Annotated in this window: 20 protein-coding genes and 1 tRNA gene; 16 read left to right on the top strand and 5 right to left on the bottom strand. The window is 40.8% G+C overall.

The window, feature by feature from the left end; translation table 11 throughout:
- The first annotated feature begins 56 nt into the window (after nt 1-56).
- Together ACW6QP_RS10765 and ACW6QP_RS10760 are read left to right on the top strand one after the other, a co-directional pair.
- A complete protein-coding gene (locus ACW6QP_RS10765) occupies nt 57-530 on the top strand; it encodes a hypothetical protein (RefSeq protein ID WP_457910874.1) in 474 nt (157 codons plus the stop codon).
- A gap of 139 nt (nt 531-669) precedes the next feature.
- Nucleotides 670-879, top strand: coding sequence for a hypothetical protein (locus tag ACW6QP_RS10760; RefSeq protein WP_457910873.1), 210 nt, complete (start codon nt 670-672; stop codon nt 877-879).
- 7 nt (nt 880-886) lie between these two features.
- Here the strand turns inward: ACW6QP_RS10760 and ACW6QP_RS10755 are convergent, their stop codons facing one another.
- Nucleotides 887-1,177, bottom strand: coding sequence for a YciI-like protein (locus ACW6QP_RS10755; RefSeq protein WP_457910872.1), 291 nt, complete (start codon nt 1,175-1,177; stop codon nt 887-889).
- A 225-nt stretch (nt 1,178-1,402) separates the two neighbouring features.
- Complete coding sequence (locus tag ACW6QP_RS10750) at nt 1,403-2,548, bottom strand: glycosyltransferase family 2 protein (RefSeq protein ID WP_457910871.1); 1,146 nt, start codon at nt 2,546-2,548, stop codon at nt 1,403-1,405.
- Nucleotides 2,549-2,627: 79 nt separating this feature from the next.
- Here ACW6QP_RS10750 and ruvC point away from each other — a divergent pair, with 79 nt between their 5' ends.
- The 12 genes from ruvC (at nt 2,628) to ACW6QP_RS10690 (ending at nt 12,641) form a co-directional block, all read left to right on the top strand.
- Nucleotides 2,628-3,212 carry a crossover junction endodeoxyribonuclease RuvC gene (ruvC, locus tag ACW6QP_RS10745; protein ID WP_457910870.1) on the top strand — a complete coding sequence of 195 codons (585 nt, stop codon included), beginning with the start codon at nt 2,628-2,630 and terminating at the stop codon, nt 3,210-3,212.
- 65 nt (nt 3,213-3,277) lie between these two features.
- Nucleotides 3,278-4,414 (top strand): radical SAM family heme chaperone HemW, encoded by a 1,137-nt coding sequence (hemW, locus tag ACW6QP_RS10740; RefSeq protein ID WP_457910937.1) that lies wholly within the window; start codon nt 3,278-3,280, stop codon nt 4,412-4,414.
- A gap of 69 nt (nt 4,415-4,483) precedes the next feature.
- A complete protein-coding gene (locus ACW6QP_RS10735) occupies nt 4,484-4,723 on the top strand; it encodes a hypothetical protein (protein WP_457910869.1) in 240 nt (79 codons plus the stop codon).
- 2 nt (nt 4,724-4,725) lie between these two features.
- Nucleotides 4,726-5,124 carry a PIN domain-containing protein gene (locus ACW6QP_RS10730; protein WP_457910868.1) on the top strand — a complete coding sequence of 133 codons (399 nt, stop codon included), beginning with the start codon at nt 4,726-4,728 and terminating at the stop codon, nt 5,122-5,124.
- Between the two features lie 92 nt (nt 5,125-5,216).
- Nucleotides 5,217-5,963, top strand: a complete 747-nt coding sequence (locus ACW6QP_RS10725) for a cyclase family protein (RefSeq protein WP_457910867.1) — start codon at nt 5,217-5,219, stop codon at nt 5,961-5,963.
- A gap of 2 nt (nt 5,964-5,965) precedes the next feature.
- Nucleotides 5,966-6,316 carry a DUF4260 domain-containing protein gene (locus ACW6QP_RS10720; protein WP_457910866.1) on the top strand — a complete coding sequence of 117 codons (351 nt, stop codon included), beginning with the start codon at nt 5,966-5,968 and terminating at the stop codon, nt 6,314-6,316.
- Nucleotides 6,317-6,368: 52 nt separating this feature from the next.
- Nucleotides 6,369-6,731: an MmcQ/YjbR family DNA-binding protein gene (locus tag ACW6QP_RS10715; RefSeq protein WP_457910865.1), complete on the top strand. Its 363-nt coding sequence runs from the start codon at nt 6,369-6,371 to the stop codon at nt 6,729-6,731.
- Complete coding sequence (locus ACW6QP_RS10710) at nt 6,728-8,506, top strand: MutS-related protein (protein ID WP_457910864.1); 1,779 nt, start codon at nt 6,728-6,730, stop codon at nt 8,504-8,506. The genes ACW6QP_RS10715 and ACW6QP_RS10710 overlap by 4 nt, the downstream gene beginning before the upstream one ends.
- 63 nt (nt 8,507-8,569) lie before the next feature.
- A complete protein-coding gene (locus ACW6QP_RS10705; RefSeq protein ID WP_457910863.1) occupies nt 8,570-9,577 on the top strand; it encodes a metal-dependent hydrolase in 1,008 nt (335 codons plus the stop codon).
- Between the two features lie 49 nt (nt 9,578-9,626).
- Complete coding sequence (locus tag ACW6QP_RS10700; protein ID WP_457910862.1) at nt 9,627-11,345, top strand: DUF885 domain-containing protein; 1,719 nt, start codon at nt 9,627-9,629, stop codon at nt 11,343-11,345.
- Between the two features lie 76 nt (nt 11,346-11,421).
- Nucleotides 11,422-11,646 carry a hypothetical protein gene (locus ACW6QP_RS10695; RefSeq protein WP_457910861.1) on the top strand — a complete coding sequence of 75 codons (225 nt, stop codon included), beginning with the start codon at nt 11,422-11,424 and terminating at the stop codon, nt 11,644-11,646.
- A 416-nt stretch (nt 11,647-12,062) separates the two neighbouring features.
- Complete coding sequence (locus ACW6QP_RS10690; RefSeq protein ID WP_457910860.1) at nt 12,063-12,641, top strand: PhnA domain-containing protein; 579 nt, start codon at nt 12,063-12,065, stop codon at nt 12,639-12,641.
- 8 nt (nt 12,642-12,649) lie between these two features.
- Here ACW6QP_RS10690 and ACW6QP_RS10685 read toward each other — a convergent pair whose 3' ends face one another.
- The 3 genes from ACW6QP_RS10685 to ACW6QP_RS10675 all read right to left on the bottom strand — a co-directional run bounded on the left by ACW6QP_RS10685 (nt 12,650) and on the right by ACW6QP_RS10675 (nt 14,685).
- The gene (locus ACW6QP_RS10685) at nt 12,650-12,916 is read right to left on the bottom strand and encodes a type II toxin-antitoxin system RelE family toxin (RefSeq protein WP_457910859.1); all 267 of its coding nucleotides are present in this window, start codon (nt 12,914-12,916) and stop codon (nt 12,650-12,652) included.
- The gene (locus ACW6QP_RS10680) at nt 12,913-13,164 is read right to left on the bottom strand and encodes a hypothetical protein (RefSeq protein WP_457910858.1); all 252 of its coding nucleotides are present in this window, start codon (nt 13,162-13,164) and stop codon (nt 12,913-12,915) included. Before ACW6QP_RS10680 ends, ACW6QP_RS10685 begins: the two co-directional genes overlap by 4 nt.
- A gap of 126 nt (nt 13,165-13,290) precedes the next feature.
- Entirely contained in the window at nt 13,291-14,685 is a 1,395-nt protein-coding gene (locus tag ACW6QP_RS10675; protein WP_457910857.1) for a dipeptidase, read from the bottom strand.
- A 139-nt stretch (nt 14,686-14,824) separates the two neighbouring features.
- On the opposite strand from ACW6QP_RS10675, the gene ACW6QP_RS10670 reads away from it, so the two are divergent.
- Nucleotides 14,825-14,906 (top strand) — tRNA-Leu (locus ACW6QP_RS10670).
- A 200-nt stretch (nt 14,907-15,106) separates the two neighbouring features.
- A complete protein-coding gene (locus tag ACW6QP_RS10665; protein ID WP_457910856.1) occupies nt 15,107-15,523 on the top strand; it encodes a DUF6660 family protein in 417 nt (138 codons plus the stop codon).
- Nucleotides 15,524-15,604: the final 81 nt, after the last annotated feature.

Here is a 15,604-nt window from a genome sequence, read left to right as displayed (position 1 = left end):
AATGCTTACTTTTGTTTGAGATAATTTAAATTTTCGAGTCAAAGCGCTGTTTGCCAATGAAAAGAACTTTACTCCTGCTTTTCCCATTTTTGCTGCTTTCCTGTAATTTCGAGACCAAAAAAATCTCTTCGGAAGAGGTGCTGGAACTCGAATCCCAGACCTTAAACTGGAAGGAAGTAGACCAGTACCCCGCCTTTGATAGATGCCAGAACGAAACCCAACTCGCCGAGGCGCGAAATTGTTTTGAGCGCGAGGTGGCCGAAAATGTATATGCTTATTTGGCTAAACAACAACCCGTAGTGACCGAAGCTATTAACGACACCATATTATTGTTTTTAAAAATCAGCAAAGAGGGCAGGCCGCAGATAGATTCAGTAGAAATTGACAGCAGCACTACCGCCCAGATCCCCGATTTAAGACTTTGGCTAGACCAGAGCATAGATTCCCTTCCAAAAATTTATCCTGCCAGCAAACGCGGTGTTCCCGTGTCCACCGTTTTTAAAATGCCTATTCTCATTAAGGCGGAATAAAAGCCCCCTAGCCCCCAAAGGGGGGATTTTTTATTATCTATTTTAAGAAAACCTATCTTTTTCAGGCTGAAATTAGGAGCTGGAATATCTTGAAGTCGCTGAAGATCTTCAGGAAGACTGGGTAGCTGAAGTTAAAGAAATGACCGAGTTTGAATACCAATTAGATATTGCTTCATTTTTTAAACTTTTACCCATAAAAATTTCTGCCATAGCAGAGAAAACCGGTATAAATCCTTCTTTGATGAGACAATATGCCACGGGCAAAGCTAACGCCTCTGAAGATAGGGCGCGGCAAATAGAAAAGGCCATTCACGAGTTAGGCGAAGATTTGTTATCGGTTTCCCTGTAATTTTTTTCTAATCCTTAAAACAGCTCCCAATCACCACCTTCCATTTGCGAATTTCGGTTTTTGCGATGAGGCCGTTTTGAACATACGGGTCTTTTGTTGCAAATTGAGCCACTACTTTTTCTGAATCTGCTTTAAAAACCAGAATTGCTTCATCTGCCGGATCGCTTAAGGCACCGCCTAAAATTAACAATCCGCGCTCGGCATAATCTTTTGCCAGTTTAAGATGTTCTTCCCGGTATTTCCCACGCTCTTCCAGATAAGTAGGGATGGGAGTGTATTTTAAAATGTAATATTCCATATTTTCTGTTGTCTGTTGTCTGTTGTCTGTTGTCTGTTGTCTGTTGTCTGTTCTCTGTTCCATGTTACCCGTTCCCCGTTACCAGTATGACCTTGCCTGTTTAAGGTTGCCTTTTTTCAAGTTAATAATTGATGTATAGGTACTAATTAATCCTTCTCACTTCCTAAAACTAATGTCGTACTTCTACCTTCGTACCTCTAACCTCATACTTCTAACCTCGTACTTCTAACTTCTAAACTTCCTTCCTTTCCATTCATATCCTGCAACCAGGGATTTAAACGCCACGTAAGTTGAAAAAAACGGATAAGCCAGGCTGCTCCAAAAATAGCTACGCAGGACTTCCTCACGTTGGAAAAATTTGGCTGAAAGATATAGAAGCCCGAAATCAAAATTAAATTTTAAAAGAAAAATAATAAGTACCGGATAATAAGGCCAGATTTCCATTAAAGACAAAACCGCTCCCAGAACGAGTCCGGCATTCATCAATAAAACCGTGGCGCCCGCAAATTTTGCAAAAAGCGAGCTGTACGCCGGAGTTTTCGCGGCCCAGCGTACGCGTTGAGAAATCAATGCCTGCAAATTTTCCTGTGGCCGGGTTTGCACAATGGCCTCCCTGCTTTTCAAAAAGGCCATTTTAAATTTTTTCTGCTGAAATTTCTGAAGCAAAAACACATCATCTCCGCTAGCGATCGCATCATTCCCCCTGAAACCTTCAACTTCCAGAAAAGCTTCTTTGCGGTAACACAAATTTGCCCCGTTGCACATAAAAGCCTGCCCGATTCCAAAAGCACCTGCCCCGGCCGCTTGCAAACTTAAAACATCCAATTCTTCAAAAATGTGTGCGGGTCTTATTTTCCCCCCTTCGGGGGGAGTTAGAGGGGGGCTTGTGATTACTGGACCTGCAATCAGTTTCGATTTGGTTTTATTTATAAAATCATTAAAAGTCTGCAGCCAGAGCATTGGGACACTGCAGTCGGCATCGGTTGTTAGGATGTATTCGAATTTAGCCTCTTTAATTGCAGTGGTGATTGCGTCTTTTTTTGGCGAATTCGACAGGCGATTATTTTCCAGAATTTTTATCCTAATTTCAGGATGATTTTGCTGAAATTCCACGCAGATTTTAACCGAGTCATCGCCTGAAGCATCATTCACCAGTAAGATCTCAAAATTATCTGAAGGGTACTTCAAGTCGGCCAGCGATTGTAGCAAATGCGGTAGATTTTCAGCTTCATTTCGAAAAGGGATAATGACCGAGAAAACGGTTTCCGCAGGAGAAAAATCGGGTGAAAATTCCGGGATTTGCTTCCAGCCGTAGATCAGGAAGATCACGAGCACGAGGTAAGCGATACTTATGAATACGAAAATTATCATTGGCCCTTAGAATTCCTTAGCTTTGCCTGGCCGCCCGAAATTACGTAATTTTTGACGGCTTTAAACCCTATCTGCGATTTTGAAAGGCGAAAGAATTATTTTAGGCATCGACCCCGGAACCACGATTATGGGCTTCGGACTCATTAAGGTGGAAAACAAAAAGATGCAGTTTTTGCAACTCAACGAACTGCAGCTCAGCAAATATTCAGATCCCTATATCAAATTAAAGCTCATTTTTGAGCGTACCATAGAACTCATCGACACTTACAACCCCGACGAGATCGCGATAGAGGCGCCTTTTTTCGGAAAAAACGTGCAATCTATGCTGAAGTTGGGTCGGGCACAGGGCGTGGCGATGGCCGCCGGGCTTTCCCGTCAAATTCCCATCACTGAATATCTTCCGAAGAAAATAAAGATGGCGATCACCGGAAACGGAAACGCCAGTAAGGAACAGGTAGCCAAAATGCTTCAAAGCCTACTAAAACTGAAATCTTTACCTAAAAATCTCGACTCAACCGATGGGCTGGCCGCAGCGGTTTGTCATTTTTACAATTCAGGCCGAACCGAGATCGGCAAGAGTTACTCGGGCTGGGAAGCATTTGTGAAGCAGAATAATGCTAGAGTCAAGCCCCCTAACCCCCAAAGGGGGAATAAGAAATCCTAATTAATTTAAATTTGAACGGAAATTTGTTAGAGAGTAATGATAAAAACTCCTCCCCTTTGGGGAGGCTGGGTGGGGCCGGCCTATACATCCACATCCCTTTCTGCAAACAGGCCTGTCATTACTGCGACTTTCATTTTTCGACTTCGCTAAAGAAAAAAGACCAGGTGGTAGAAATGCTGTGCAGGGAACTGGAACTTCGGAAGGAAGAATTGCCAGGTGCTGAGATAAAAACCATCTATTTTGGAGGAGGGACCCCGAGTTTACTCACTATTGAAGAACTGGAACGCATTTTTGAGACGATCTATTCCAATTTCAAGATTGCAGAAAATCCTGAAATCACTCTGGAAGCCAATCCCGACGATCTTTCAGAAGAAAAATTAAAAAGCCTGGCCGAGTCCAAAATCAACCGGCTTAGCATTGGAGTGCAGTCTTTTTTTGAAGAAGATTTAAAACTGATGAACCGCGCCCATAATTCGAAGGAAGCGCTGGAAAGCATCGAACTGGCTAAAAAGTATTTCGATAATATTTCAATCGACCTAATTTACGGCGTGCCAGGGATGAGCGATGAGCGCTGGAGAGAGAATCTGCAAATCGCTCTGCAGCTTGGCGTGCCGCATATTTCCAGTTACGCGCTTACTGTAGAACCGAATACCGCGCTTCAAAAGTTCATCGAAAAAGGCAAAGTAAAACCAGTAGATGATGCTGTTGCCCGGCGACATTTTGAAATTCTGGTGGAGACTCTCAAAAAAAACAATTTTGAACATTACGAGTTTTCCAATTTTGGCAAACCGGGTTATTTTTCACAGAACAACACTGCTTATTGGTTGGGAAAACCCTATCTGGGAATAGGTCCTTCGGCGCATTCGTACGATGGGAATTCGAGAAAATGGAATATTAGCAATAACAGCCTTTACATAAAAGCCCTGGAAAAAGACCAGCTTCCGCAGCAAACCGAAGAGCTTTCCATTGCCGATAAATTCAATGAGTATGTGATGACGCGACTGCGCACTAAATTCGGGGTTTCAATTGTTGAGGTGAAAGAGAAATTTGGAGCCGATTATTGGCAGCATTTACTTCAAAATGCTGAGCCTCTTCAGCAAAAACAACTTTTGGAAGAGCTGGACGGGGTATTCCATATCACCCCCAAAGGCAAATTCCTCAGTGACGGCATTGCGGCTGATCTTTTTTATATTCCGCAATAGTTTTGAATTGTTAAAGCTCAAAATTAAAAGCCTGATTTTTATTATCTTGTAATAACCTAAAGAATTCCAATGGCAGATTTAATTATTTCAAATAAACTTCTGGAAAAGTATTTTAGTTTACTTAATAGCTTTGATATTAAATCAAAAAAACAACTCATTTCTAAATTGACAGCTTCAATGGAAAATTCATCAAAAAATAATTCAAAGCTCGACGAACTGTTTGGAGCCTGGATGGATACCAGGGATTCAGATGAAATAATTTCAGAAATTCGAGCTTCACGAATTGAAAAACAGTCAACCGAATTTTAATAATGCAATACCTTTTAGATACCAATATTTGTATTCATTTCCTTAGAGGTAGATTTAATCTAAAAGAAAAATTGAAGGCTAGTGGTGTGGAAAATTTCGCGATTTCTGAAATCACATTGGCAGAATTGATGTTTGGTGCAGAAAATAGTCCGCACCCTGAGAGCAATACGATTTTAGTAGAAAAATTTTCAGATCAAATTAATATTCTACCAATATTTAATTCGATAAATCTTTACGCAAAGGAAAAGGTGAGGCTCCGAAAACTAGGGAAAATGATAAGTGATTTGGATTTATTCATTGGAACAACATCGATTTCCCACAAATTGATTATGGTCACTGAGAATCTTGGTGAATTTAAAAGAATTCAGGGTATCAAAATTGAAAACTGGATCAAGAGATAAATTAAAAAAAATTAAAAATTCCTTAGGAATATATTCCGATTACGCTGTTCGAATAAAAGCAAATTTTCTCCCCCTTTTCGTAATTTTACGAAATGCTGGCCAACATTATTCATAAAGACAAAACTTATACGATAGACCTTTCTAAACCTCTGGATATTTCCCTGGGTTTACGAGGGGATGCCAAAAATCCTATTGCCTGGTATCTGGGGTCTCCGGTAATCGAGCCGGTGAAAGATGGGGATTTTATCGGGAAGGTTTCTGAAGGCTCTGCGGTGAATTTCAATAACGTGCAATTCAATCCGCACGCACACGCAACGCATACCGAATGTGTGGGACACATTACCCGGGAATTTCTTAGCATTAATCAAACCCTGAAAAACTTTTTCTTTACCGCAAAAGTGATCTCTGTAACTCCTGAAAAATGGCTGGAAGATATGGAAATCACCCAGGCAATGGTTCAAAAGCTTTTGAAAAACGGAGAAACTGAGGCTTTGGTGATTAGAACCCTGCCCAATTATATCGAAAAACGCAGCAGGAAATATTCTCATACCAACTGGCCCTTCTTAAGTGAAAACGCCGCAACTTACATTCGGGATTGTGGGGTTGAGCATCTGCTTATCGACCTGCCCTCGGTAGATAAGGAAAAAGATGACGGGAAACTGCTGGCCCATAAAGCTTTCTGGAATTATCCTAAAAATACCCGATTTGAAGCTACAATTACCGAACTTATTTATGTGCCGAATTCAATACCCGATGGGGAGTATTTGCTGAATCTTCAAATCGCTTCTTTTGAAAATGATGCGACTCCTTCAAAACCTGTTTTATACAAACTTATGTAATTATGAAAGTAATCCTAAAACTGGAAGAACTAGCGATGTTGCTTCTGGCAATCTTTGCCTTTAGTCAGCTCGATTTTGCCTGGTGGTGGTTTTTGCTGTTTTTTCTCGCTCCCGATCTCGGGATGTTGGGTTATCTCTTCGGAAATAAATTTGGAGCTCTTCTCTATAATATTTTTCACCATAAAGGACTGGCAATTTTAGTCTGGTTTTTGGGCTTTAGTATTGAGGATCAAATTTTTCAATTATCAGGCATAATTTTATTTGCTCACGCTTCTTTTGACAGAATGTTGGGCTACGGACTCAAATACGAAACCGGATTTAAATTCACGCATTTGGGGGAAATCGGAAAATAATTTTTAATCATTTTTTTTCCTCCCCTTCAGGGGGAGGGCCAGGGCGGGGCTTATGGATATTGAAACTTTTAGGAATTACTGTCTCAGCAAAAAAGGGGTGACTGAAGAACTTCCTTTCGGGCCAGATACACTGGTGTTTAAGGTTATGGGAAAAATGTTTGCCCTGGCCGGTTTGGATGAGGTGCCATTATCGGTAAACCTCAAATGCGATCCCGAACGGGCTATCGAATTGCGGGAAACTTATGAAGAACATATTCTTCCCGGATATCATATGAACAAAAAACACTGGAATAGCCTTATCTTAGACGGATATTTAGAAAAAAAGCTGGTCTTCGAGCTCATCGATCATTCTTATAAGTTGGTGGTGAGCGGGCTAACAAAAAAGCAACAGCAGGAACTTCAAAATTTACAATGAAACAGGTTTTAGAATTTTATATAAATCAAAAGAAATCCCATCAATCCCAACTCTCACAATTATCCAAAAAGTTATTAGTCTCGAGTTTAATCAGGCTGCTGGTTTTTTTATTTATTGCCTTTCTGGTTTATTATTTCTTCGGAAATTATAATGTTATAGTTCCTGTGGTAATTGGCGGGATTGCAATTTTCCTATTCCTGGTTTCCCGGCATAGCGACCTTAAGGATAAGGCCGATAAACAGCAAGAACTCATCAGGCTCAATGAAGTAGAAATTGATATCATCAAAACCCGCAATTTTCAGGATTTGTCTGAAGGCACCGAATTTGAAGATTCGATGCACGAATTTAGTCAGGATATCGATCTCTTCGGAAGGGGTTCTTTCTTTCAATACCTTAACCGCACCGCGCTTTACGAGGGAACCAAAAAACTGGCGGCGATTTTAACTGAAAATTCTATCGAAGGAATTCCGCAGAAACAAGAGGCGATCAAAGAACTGGAACAAAAACCTAAATGGCGGCAGGAATTCACCGCCCTGGCTGGATTGGTGAAAACCGAAACGCCTTCTAAAATCGTAGTAAAATGGTTGAAAAATTACAGAAAATTCGTGCCGTCTTATATGAAGTGGTTGCCCGGCGTTTTTTCTGTGCTTTCACTGCTGGTAATTCTGGGCTATTCCCTCGATTATTTAAAAGGCATTCACCTTTTCCTGTGGTTTCTCTCAGGTTTGCTCTTTACCGGAATTTACCTGAAAAAGATCAACCTGCTTTCGGGCAGTGTGAGCAAGGTGCAGGATACTTTTCATCAATATCATCATTTGCTGGCCTTGTTGGAAAGTGAGGAATTTTCTTCTGAAATTTTGAAGGAGAATCAGCAGCTTATTCGCAGTGAAAAGAAAAAGGCTTCGGCAATTTTTAAAGAGTTTTCTAAAGCCATTGATGCCCTGGACCAGCGCAACAATGTGATTTTTGGAATTTTTGGCAACGGATTTTTGCTTTGGGACCTGCGTCAAAGTTATAAACTTGAAAAATGGATTGGCACTTACAGGCAAAATGTAAAACACTGGTTTGAAGTAATTGAAGCCACCGACGCCCTCAACTCGCTGGGTAATTTTTCCTTTAACCATCCAACCTATGTTTTTCCGGAAATCACAGCTGAAGAAAACGGGATTTCAGCCACCGCCCTCGCGCACCCATTATTGGATCCTAAAAAGCGGGTGGCAAATGATTTCAGCATAAATAGTGAAGAGTTTTTTATCATCACCGGGGCGAATATGGCCGGAAAAAGTACTTTTTTGCGCACGGTTTCTTTGCAAATTTTAATGAGCAATATCGGGCTTCCGGTTTGTGCTGAGAGCTGTAAATATTCGCCGATTAAACTCATCACCAGTATGCGCACCAGCGATTCTTTAAGTGACGATGAGTCTTATTTCTTTTCTGAATTAAAACGCCTGAAATTTATTGTAGACGAAATTAAAACCGATCGCTATTTCATCATTCTCGATGAAATTCTGAAAGGTACTAATAGCAGCGATAAGGCATCGGGCTCTAAAAAATTTATCAGAAAACTGGTGAAATCGAAATCAACGGGGATCATCGCTACCCACGATTTGAGTCTATGCGAGATCACTTCGGAATTACCCCAGGTGAAAAACCATTATTTCGATGCCGAGATTGTAAACGATGAATTGTTTTTCGACTATAAGTTCAAAGACGGGATTTGCCAGAATATGAATGCGTCTTTTTTGCTTCGGAAAATGGAAATTGTGGATGATTAAAAATTAAATCGAGCTTTTAAACCTGACAGGTTTTTAAAACCTGTCAGGTTTGGAATTTAAACTATGGATTCATTAACTCAAATAGTTCTCGGTGCCGCAGTGGGCGAGGCCGTACTCGGCAGAAAAGTGGGGAATAAGGCAATGCTTTACGGCGCAATAGCCGGAACCATTCCCGATCTTGATACTTTCGCCGGTGCTTTTACCGATACCATCACCGCGATAGAAATACACCGCGGATTTACACATTCTATTGTATTCTCGGTTCTTTTCGCTCCGGTTTTTGGCTGGCTTATATCGAAAATCGAAAGAAAGTCGGTCGCTACCTGGAAAAACTGGTCCTGGTTGATGTTTTGGGGGCTGGTCACGCATCCGTTGCTGGATGCGCATACCACCTGGGGAACCCAACTTTTGTGGCCGCTGGAAGTGAGGCTGGCTTATAAAAATATCTTTGTTATAGATCCGCTGTACACTTTGCCGTTTCTGGTATTTCTAATTATGGCAATGCGACAAAAACGGGAATCCCGAAAGCGCAGAAAGTATAATAATCTCGGGCTTATTATTTCCAGTATTTATCTGCTCATCATCACTCCCGGTTTAAAACTCTATACCTATAATAAATTCACCAACGCCCTTGCTGAGCAGAGAATTGCGTATAAAAAGATCGAAACCAAACCGGCCCCGCTCAATACGATTTTGTGGACTGCCAATGTTGAGGTGGAGGATTCTTATTTAATTGGAGATTATTCCCTCTTCGATTCAAAACCCATTCAATTTGTAGCATACCCCAAAAATCATCATTTGCTGGGTGATTGGAAAGACAAAAGAAATGTACAACGACTCATCAAAATATCTGAAGGCTGGTATACGATTTCAGAGAAAGAAGGCGAGCTATATTTCAACGACCTCCGCTTCGGGACCCTTGATCCTATTCCACGTGCCGATTCTGAATTCGCTTTTAATTATAAACTGGTAGAAGAAAACGGAGAAATTATGGCTGAAGAAACTCCCAAAACCCGGGGAGATGCAAAAGAGCTTCTGGCTCAGCTGGGAGAGCGGGTGATGGGGAATTAAAGTTTGAATTCAAAAGCTTTCTTATCTTTAACCCATATCCACTTCATATATGAGAACCAGAATTCAATACCTTCTTTTTCTTTCAGTTTTTCTATTCAGTAATTTACTTCTGTCTCAAACTGAATCGGCAAAACTTGATTCCATCATACAAACGGTTCAGGAACATAAATTCTATGATCGGGAGGAATTTCCCCTGGGACTTTATACCGAAGAACACTATAAAAATCAGGCAGAATTTGCCCAGGCGCGTATCGCAGAACTGGAAAAAATCAATACCGAATCCCTTAGCGAAACCGAAAAGATCTCTTTGGAATTGCTGAAATTCAAACTTCAGGAAGATGTAGATAGTTATGAGTACGAGGCTTATCTTAATCCGCTGCTTTCTGATGCGGGATTCCATTTGAGTCTGGCCTACCAGGTGCGGGATCTCAACAATTATTCGCAAGTAAAATCTTATCTCAATAAACTAAATGCGATTCCGGGCTATGTAGACCAACATCTGGTTTTGCTTCGGAAAGGCCTAGAAAAGGGTATCACTCAACCAAGGGTGATCTTTGAAGGCTATGAGTCAACTTATAACGATCAGCTAGTGGACTCTCCCCGGGAAAGCTATTTCTTCGAGCCTTTTGAGAACCTTCCGCGCGGACTTTCAGAAGCTCAAAAAGATTCGGTTTTAACTGCTGCGGAAGAGGCTATTTCTAAAAATGTAGTGCCAAAGTTTCAGCGTATAAAGGATTTCTTCGAGAATGAATATTTGCCAAATACCCGCACTGAGCTTGGGGTTTCAGAAATTCCAAACGGGCGGGAATATTATCAAAACAGACTCGATTATTACACTACCCTAAATCTTTCTGCAGAAGAGGTTCATCAAATCGGCCTCGATGAGGTAGCTCGTATCAATGCTGACATGAAAGAGATTATCAAAGAAGTTGAATTTGATGGGAGTTTTGAAGATTTTATTCATTTTCTGAGAACCGATGAACAATTCTACGCGACAACGCCAGAAGAATTGCTGAAGGAAGCCCGGGATATTTCTAAACGAATAGACGCGAAGCTTCCGGCGTATTTTAAAACCCTTCCGCGGAAACCTTATGGGGTAGCGCCGGTGCCTGATGCCATCGCTCCAAAATACACCACTGGAAGATATATTGGTGCTTCCGACGAAACCCAGCCGGGTTATTATTGGGTGAATACCTATAATTTGCCAAATCGTCCGCTTTATGTGTTACCCTCGCTTACCGCACACGAAGCTGTGCCGGGGCATCACCTGCAAAATGCCCTTAATGCTGAGCTGGGGGATAGCATCCCAAAATTCCGAAGAAATATGTATTTATCGGCCTACGGGGAAGGCTGGGGACTTTATTCGGAAACCCTGGCTGAAGAGATGGGCATCTACCGCACCCCTTACGAGCGCTTCGGGAAACTCACTTACGAGCAGTGGCGGGCCTGCAGGTTGGTGATCGATACAGGAATTCACGCGATGGGTTGGAGCAGGGAAGAGGCTGTGGAATATTTCAGGAAAAATACGGCGCTTTCTATGCATAATATCAACACTGAGGTAGATCGCTATATCTCCTGGCCGGGGCAGGCGGTTTCCTATAAGATTGGCGAGATAAAGATCAGGGAACTGAGAAAAAGAGCCGAGGAAGCTCTGGGAGCTAAATTCGATGTGCGGGACTTTCACGAAGTGATCCTGGAGCAGGGTGTGGTTACGTTACCGATTTTGGAGGAAAGGGTGAATGATTTTATTGAAGGGGAAATTGAATAAAATGTTGGGTTATTGCCGGATTAAAAAATCTATTAGTTCGCCCGGAATTTCATAACTTGTAGTAAATCTTAATGCGATGAAAACTGCTGAAATTAGAGAAAAGTTGATTAGGGAGATCAATTCCTCAACCAACAAAAGTTTGCTTCAGGAACTTTATCAATACCTGGGACGAGAAAATAAAACCCAGGATATCTATAATTTGAGTGAGGATCAAAAATCTGCCATACTTGAAGCCAGGGAGCAGATTGATAATGGAGATTACCTTACGAGTGAGCAAGCCAATGAGGAAATTGACGAATAGCTAAAAAAGTAATTTGGTCTTTTAGAGCGCAAAATGATAGAAAAGAAATCCTGGAATATTGGATAAAGAGAAATAAATCTAAAGTATACAGCAGGAAACTCGCAGACTTATTCAAGGAAGTTGAAAAGTTAATTTCTAACTATCCTGAAATAGGGAAACCAACAGATTTTTAGGATATTAGGATTAAGGTTGTTCGTACATATTTGCTTATTTACGAAACAACTAAGGATGAGATTTTTGTTTTGATTATTTGGGATAGCAGGCAGAATCCGGAGAAATTGGAAAAACAGTTTAAAAAATAACATGGGCACCTATCTATTTCTGTTAAATGAGCCTGTACATTTTTATAATGTTAAATTTAACCCTGGTAAGTTCGGGGTCTAAAATTGTAACTTCGCCACTTTAAATCTCCATCGATGAACCTGGAAAAAGAATTGAAACAACGCAGCGACTCCACCTGCGAGCTCTGCGGAAATAAAGAAAACCTAAGTATTTACACTTTTGAGGATTTCCCGGGAGAGGAAATAGATGGAAGTTTTATGATTTGTGCGGTTTGCAGAGAACAATTTGAAGATCCTGAAAAAGCAGAGCCAAATCACTGGCGATGTCTTAATGATTCGATGTGGAGCAGCGTGCCGGCCGTGCAGGTTGCAGCCTGGCAAATGCTTACTTATCTTAAGGCTGAAGGCTGGCCGCAGGACCTATTGGATATGATGTATATGGATGACGAGCTGAAAGTTTTTGCGCAAAAGCGAATTAAGAAGGATGAAACTTCTGCAGAAACTGTGCATCGCGATAGCAACGGTGCGGTGATCGAAGCCGGAGATACTGTAGTGCTTACCAAAGACCTGAATGTGAAAGGCAGCAGTTTAACCGCAAAACGAGGCACTGCAGTTCGACGGGTATCCCTGGTTCACGATAACCCTGATCAGATCGAAGGTAAGGTAGAGGGACAACAAATTGTGATCCTTACCAAATTTGTGAAAAAGGTGTAGTTCCCTACTTACGGAAATAGCTTATAAATATCTTCGCGTTTTAGGAATCGCTGCAGGATTATTTTCCCCCCGGAAAAAAATAATCCCAATCTGTATTTACCAATTCTAATGCGATAAGCATCAGGGTGAGCTTTAATTTTTTTGATTCCTTTAACCTTACTTAAATCTGATGCTTCTTTTAAATTCAGAATTTTTTTCTTCAGTGCAAGTTTGATCTTTTTATCTTTTACCCACTCCAGATCTTTCAGAAATTTTCTGTTATAGTTTAAGATCATTCATCAAGCAGATTGAGGATTTCTTCTTCAGAAACCAAATCTTCAGGATCATTTTGTTGCATTAAAAGCAGTAGCCCAATGTCTTCTTTCTCCTCATCTGTCATTTGCTCAAATTTTTCCCTTTCTTTTAATTTTACATAAGTAGTAATGGCTTCTTCCAGAAGAGCTTTTACACTTTTATTTTCATAAGCTGAGATAATCTTGATTTTCTTCAGAGTTGTTTCATCTACATCTATATTTTTTCTCATTGCCTGGCTTTTTTGTATATAATATGCAAAATGTATATTATATACAAATATACCATTATGAATTAAAAAAACCTCACAAGTCTCGAAGACCTGTGAGGTTTAAGTTAGTTCGAATTAAAATAGTCTTTATTCTGCCTGCTTCAGCTTTGTGAAGTGTTTGTAGAATAAGGGAATGGTTTCAATTCCTTTTAAATAATTCCAAATCCCAAAGTGCTCATTGGGAGAGTGGATGGCGTCGGTATCAAACCCAAAGCCCATCAAGATGGTTTTGCTTTTTAATTGTTCTTCAAAAAGCGAAACTATTGGAATACTACCGCCACTATGTTGTGGAATTGGTTCCTTTCCGAAAGCTTCCTTATAAGCATCATTAGCCGCCTGATATTCCAAAGTGTCGATTGGGGTGACATAGGCCTGCCCGCCGTGATGGGTGTTAACCTTTACCTTAACCGATTTCGGGGCAAGACTTTCAAAATGCTCTGTAAAAAGCCTGCTGATCTTCTCCCAGTTTTGATCGCTTACCAGTCGCATAGAAATTTTAGCGTATGCTTTTGAAGGCAAAACGGTTTTGGCACCTTCGCCAATATAACCGCCCCAAATTCCGTTTACGTCCAGTGTGGGACGAATAGAGGCCCGTTCCAGGGTTGAAAAGCCTTTTTCCCCGTGAACTTCAGCTATATCGAGTTTCTTTTTGTATTCTTCTTCATCGTAGGGAGCTTCAGCCATTTTAGCTCTTTCAGCTTCGCTGTATTCCTTTACATTATCGTAGAATCCTGGAATGGTAATTCTGTTGTCCTCATCCTGAAGCGAGGCGATCATTTTGGATAGTATGTTAATAGGATTAGCCACCGCTCCGCCGTAAAGTCCGCTATGAAGGTCCCGGTTAGGGCCGGTAACTTCCACTTCCATATAGCTGAGGCCGCGCAGGCCTGTGGTGATAGAAGGCGTATCTTTGGCGATCATCCCGGTATCTGAAATCAGGATTACATCATTGGCAAGTTTTTCTTTATTATTTTCAATGAACCAATTAAGATGTTCACTGCCCACTTCTTCTTCTCCTTCGATCATAAATTTCACGTTGCAGGGAAGCGCATCGTTTTTGGTCATATATTCCAGGGCTTTCACGTGCATATACATCTGGCCTTTATCGTCACAGGCGCCCCTGGCATAGATGGCTCCTTCAGGATGAATTTCGGTTTTTTTGATCACCGGTTCAAAAGGCGGGGAATTCCATAAATCAAGCGGGTCTGGAGGTTGCACATCATAATGCCCATAAACCAGTACTGTTGGGAGCTTTTTATCGATAATCTTTTCGCCATAGACCACAGGATGACCCGGAGTTTCACAAATTTCAGCCGAATCACAGCCGGCTTCCAAAAGTTTTTCCTTCACCGCTTCGGCGGTTTTGAGCATATCGGGTTTATGTTTTGAGTCGGCACTTACCGATGGAATTTTCAGAAGATCAATGAGTTCGCTTATAAAGCGATCTTTGTTTTCTTCAATGTATGTAGTAATGTCTTTCATCGTTCAATTTTTAAACTGAGATAAAGGTAAAAAAAATTTTTGCGGACTATTTGTGAATTGAAACATTTGTGTATATTTGCATCCGCTTACAACAAGTAAGTGCATTTACAACGAGTCCTAAGTGTTGTAAATTGAAAATGCGGGCGTGGTGGAATTGGTAGACACGCTAGACTTAGGATCTAGTGCAGCAATGTGTGAAGGTTCGAGTCCTTTCGCCCGCACAGCAAGGGAAAAGCCGACTTTTAGGAGTCGGCTTTTTTTGTTTGGGTAACACCGGGGTAACACATATTCAGTAAATTTTTCGAGTAATTAAATTTTAACTTTAATTAACATCAAAGCCATTTGATAATTTTCTTTGGAAATTTCTGGATTTAAATTGAGGGTTTCTAAAACCTTATGGCTTCATATTTGGTGATATTAGGTGATTTTTATTTTAAAACAGAGTGTTCGCCGAATCGGATACCAGGATATTTTTGCATACCCTGTGCATCTATTATTCCTTATATTTGTGCTTGTGAAAATAATCGCTGTCATATTATCTTTCTATGTTTTAGGGCTTAATTTTTTAGCCTGTAATGATAGTGCGTCTACCTTAAATCCTGATACAGAGATCTCGGTGGTTAATTTTCAAGACATGGATCCAGATCATTCTCACGATCAAACGGCAGATCTCTGTCCTCCCTTCTGTAGCTGTCATTGCTGCCATGTGCACACCGTGAAATTTGATTCTGCGGAATTTCAACCTTTTATAGCCAGCATCTCTTCTGAGCTATTTCTTCACTTTGATAGTTTAGGAAAAGAAATTCCTCATTCTATTTTACAACCTCCAAGAGTTTAATTCAATTTAGAAGGATACTTATATCCTTTTTTTTCAATCCTTTTATCCTATTTCTTCCAGGACTAATCAGCTGTATGGCAA

This window comes from Salegentibacter haimaensis (genome assembly GCF_054121495.1).
Note: the sequence above shows the minus strand (reverse complement) of the source record. Positions and strands in the feature narration are given on the sequence as shown.

What these genes read in the sequence shown, in the direction of transcription:
- ACW6QP_RS10755 (WP_457910872.1), bottom strand. Translation starts at nt 1,177, where the DNA reads ATGGAATATTACATTTTAAAATACACTCCCATCCCTACTTATCTGGAA.
- ACW6QP_RS10720 (WP_457910866.1), top strand. Translation starts at nt 5,966, where the DNA reads ATGAAAGTAATCCTAAAACTGGAAGAACTAGCGATGTTGCTTCTGGCA.
- ACW6QP_RS10680 (WP_457910858.1), bottom strand. Translation starts at nt 13,164, where the DNA reads ATGAGAAAAAATATAGATGTAGATGAAACAACTCTGAAGAAAATCAAG.
- ACW6QP_RS10725 (WP_457910867.1), top strand. Translation starts at nt 5,217, where the DNA reads ATGCTGGCCAACATTATTCATAAAGACAAAACTTATACGATAGACCTT.
- ACW6QP_RS10685 (WP_457910859.1), bottom strand. Translation starts at nt 12,916, where the DNA reads ATGATCTTAAACTATAACAGAAAATTTCTGAAAGATCTGGAGTGGGTA.
- ACW6QP_RS10705 (WP_457910863.1), top strand. Translation starts at nt 8,570, where the DNA reads ATGGATTCATTAACTCAAATAGTTCTCGGTGCCGCAGTGGGCGAGGCC.
- ACW6QP_RS10700 (WP_457910862.1), top strand. Translation starts at nt 9,627, where the DNA reads ATGAGAACCAGAATTCAATACCTTCTTTTTCTTTCAGTTTTTCTATTC.
- ACW6QP_RS10710 (WP_457910864.1), top strand. Translation starts at nt 6,728, where the DNA reads ATGAAACAGGTTTTAGAATTTTATATAAATCAAAAGAAATCCCATCAA.
- ACW6QP_RS10765 (WP_457910874.1), top strand. Translation starts at nt 57, where the DNA reads ATGAAAAGAACTTTACTCCTGCTTTTCCCATTTTTGCTGCTTTCCTGT.
- ACW6QP_RS10715 (WP_457910865.1), top strand. Translation starts at nt 6,369, where the DNA reads ATGGATATTGAAACTTTTAGGAATTACTGTCTCAGCAAAAAAGGGGTG.
- ACW6QP_RS10690 (WP_457910860.1), top strand. Translation starts at nt 12,063, where the DNA reads ATGAACCTGGAAAAAGAATTGAAACAACGCAGCGACTCCACCTGCGAG.
- ACW6QP_RS10730 (WP_457910868.1), top strand. Translation starts at nt 4,726, where the DNA reads ATGCAATACCTTTTAGATACCAATATTTGTATTCATTTCCTTAGAGGT.
- ACW6QP_RS10675 (WP_457910857.1), bottom strand. Translation starts at nt 14,685, where the DNA reads ATGAAAGACATTACTACATACATTGAAGAAAACAAAGATCGCTTTATA.
- ACW6QP_RS10695 (WP_457910861.1), top strand. Translation starts at nt 11,422, where the DNA reads ATGAAAACTGCTGAAATTAGAGAAAAGTTGATTAGGGAGATCAATTCC.
- ACW6QP_RS10760 (WP_457910873.1), top strand. Translation starts at nt 670, where the DNA reads ATGACCGAGTTTGAATACCAATTAGATATTGCTTCATTTTTTAAACTT.
- ACW6QP_RS10750 (WP_457910871.1), bottom strand. Translation starts at nt 2,548, where the DNA reads ATGATAATTTTCGTATTCATAAGTATCGCTTACCTCGTGCTCGTGATC.
- ACW6QP_RS10735 (WP_457910869.1), top strand. Translation starts at nt 4,484, where the DNA reads ATGGCAGATTTAATTATTTCAAATAAACTTCTGGAAAAGTATTTTAGT.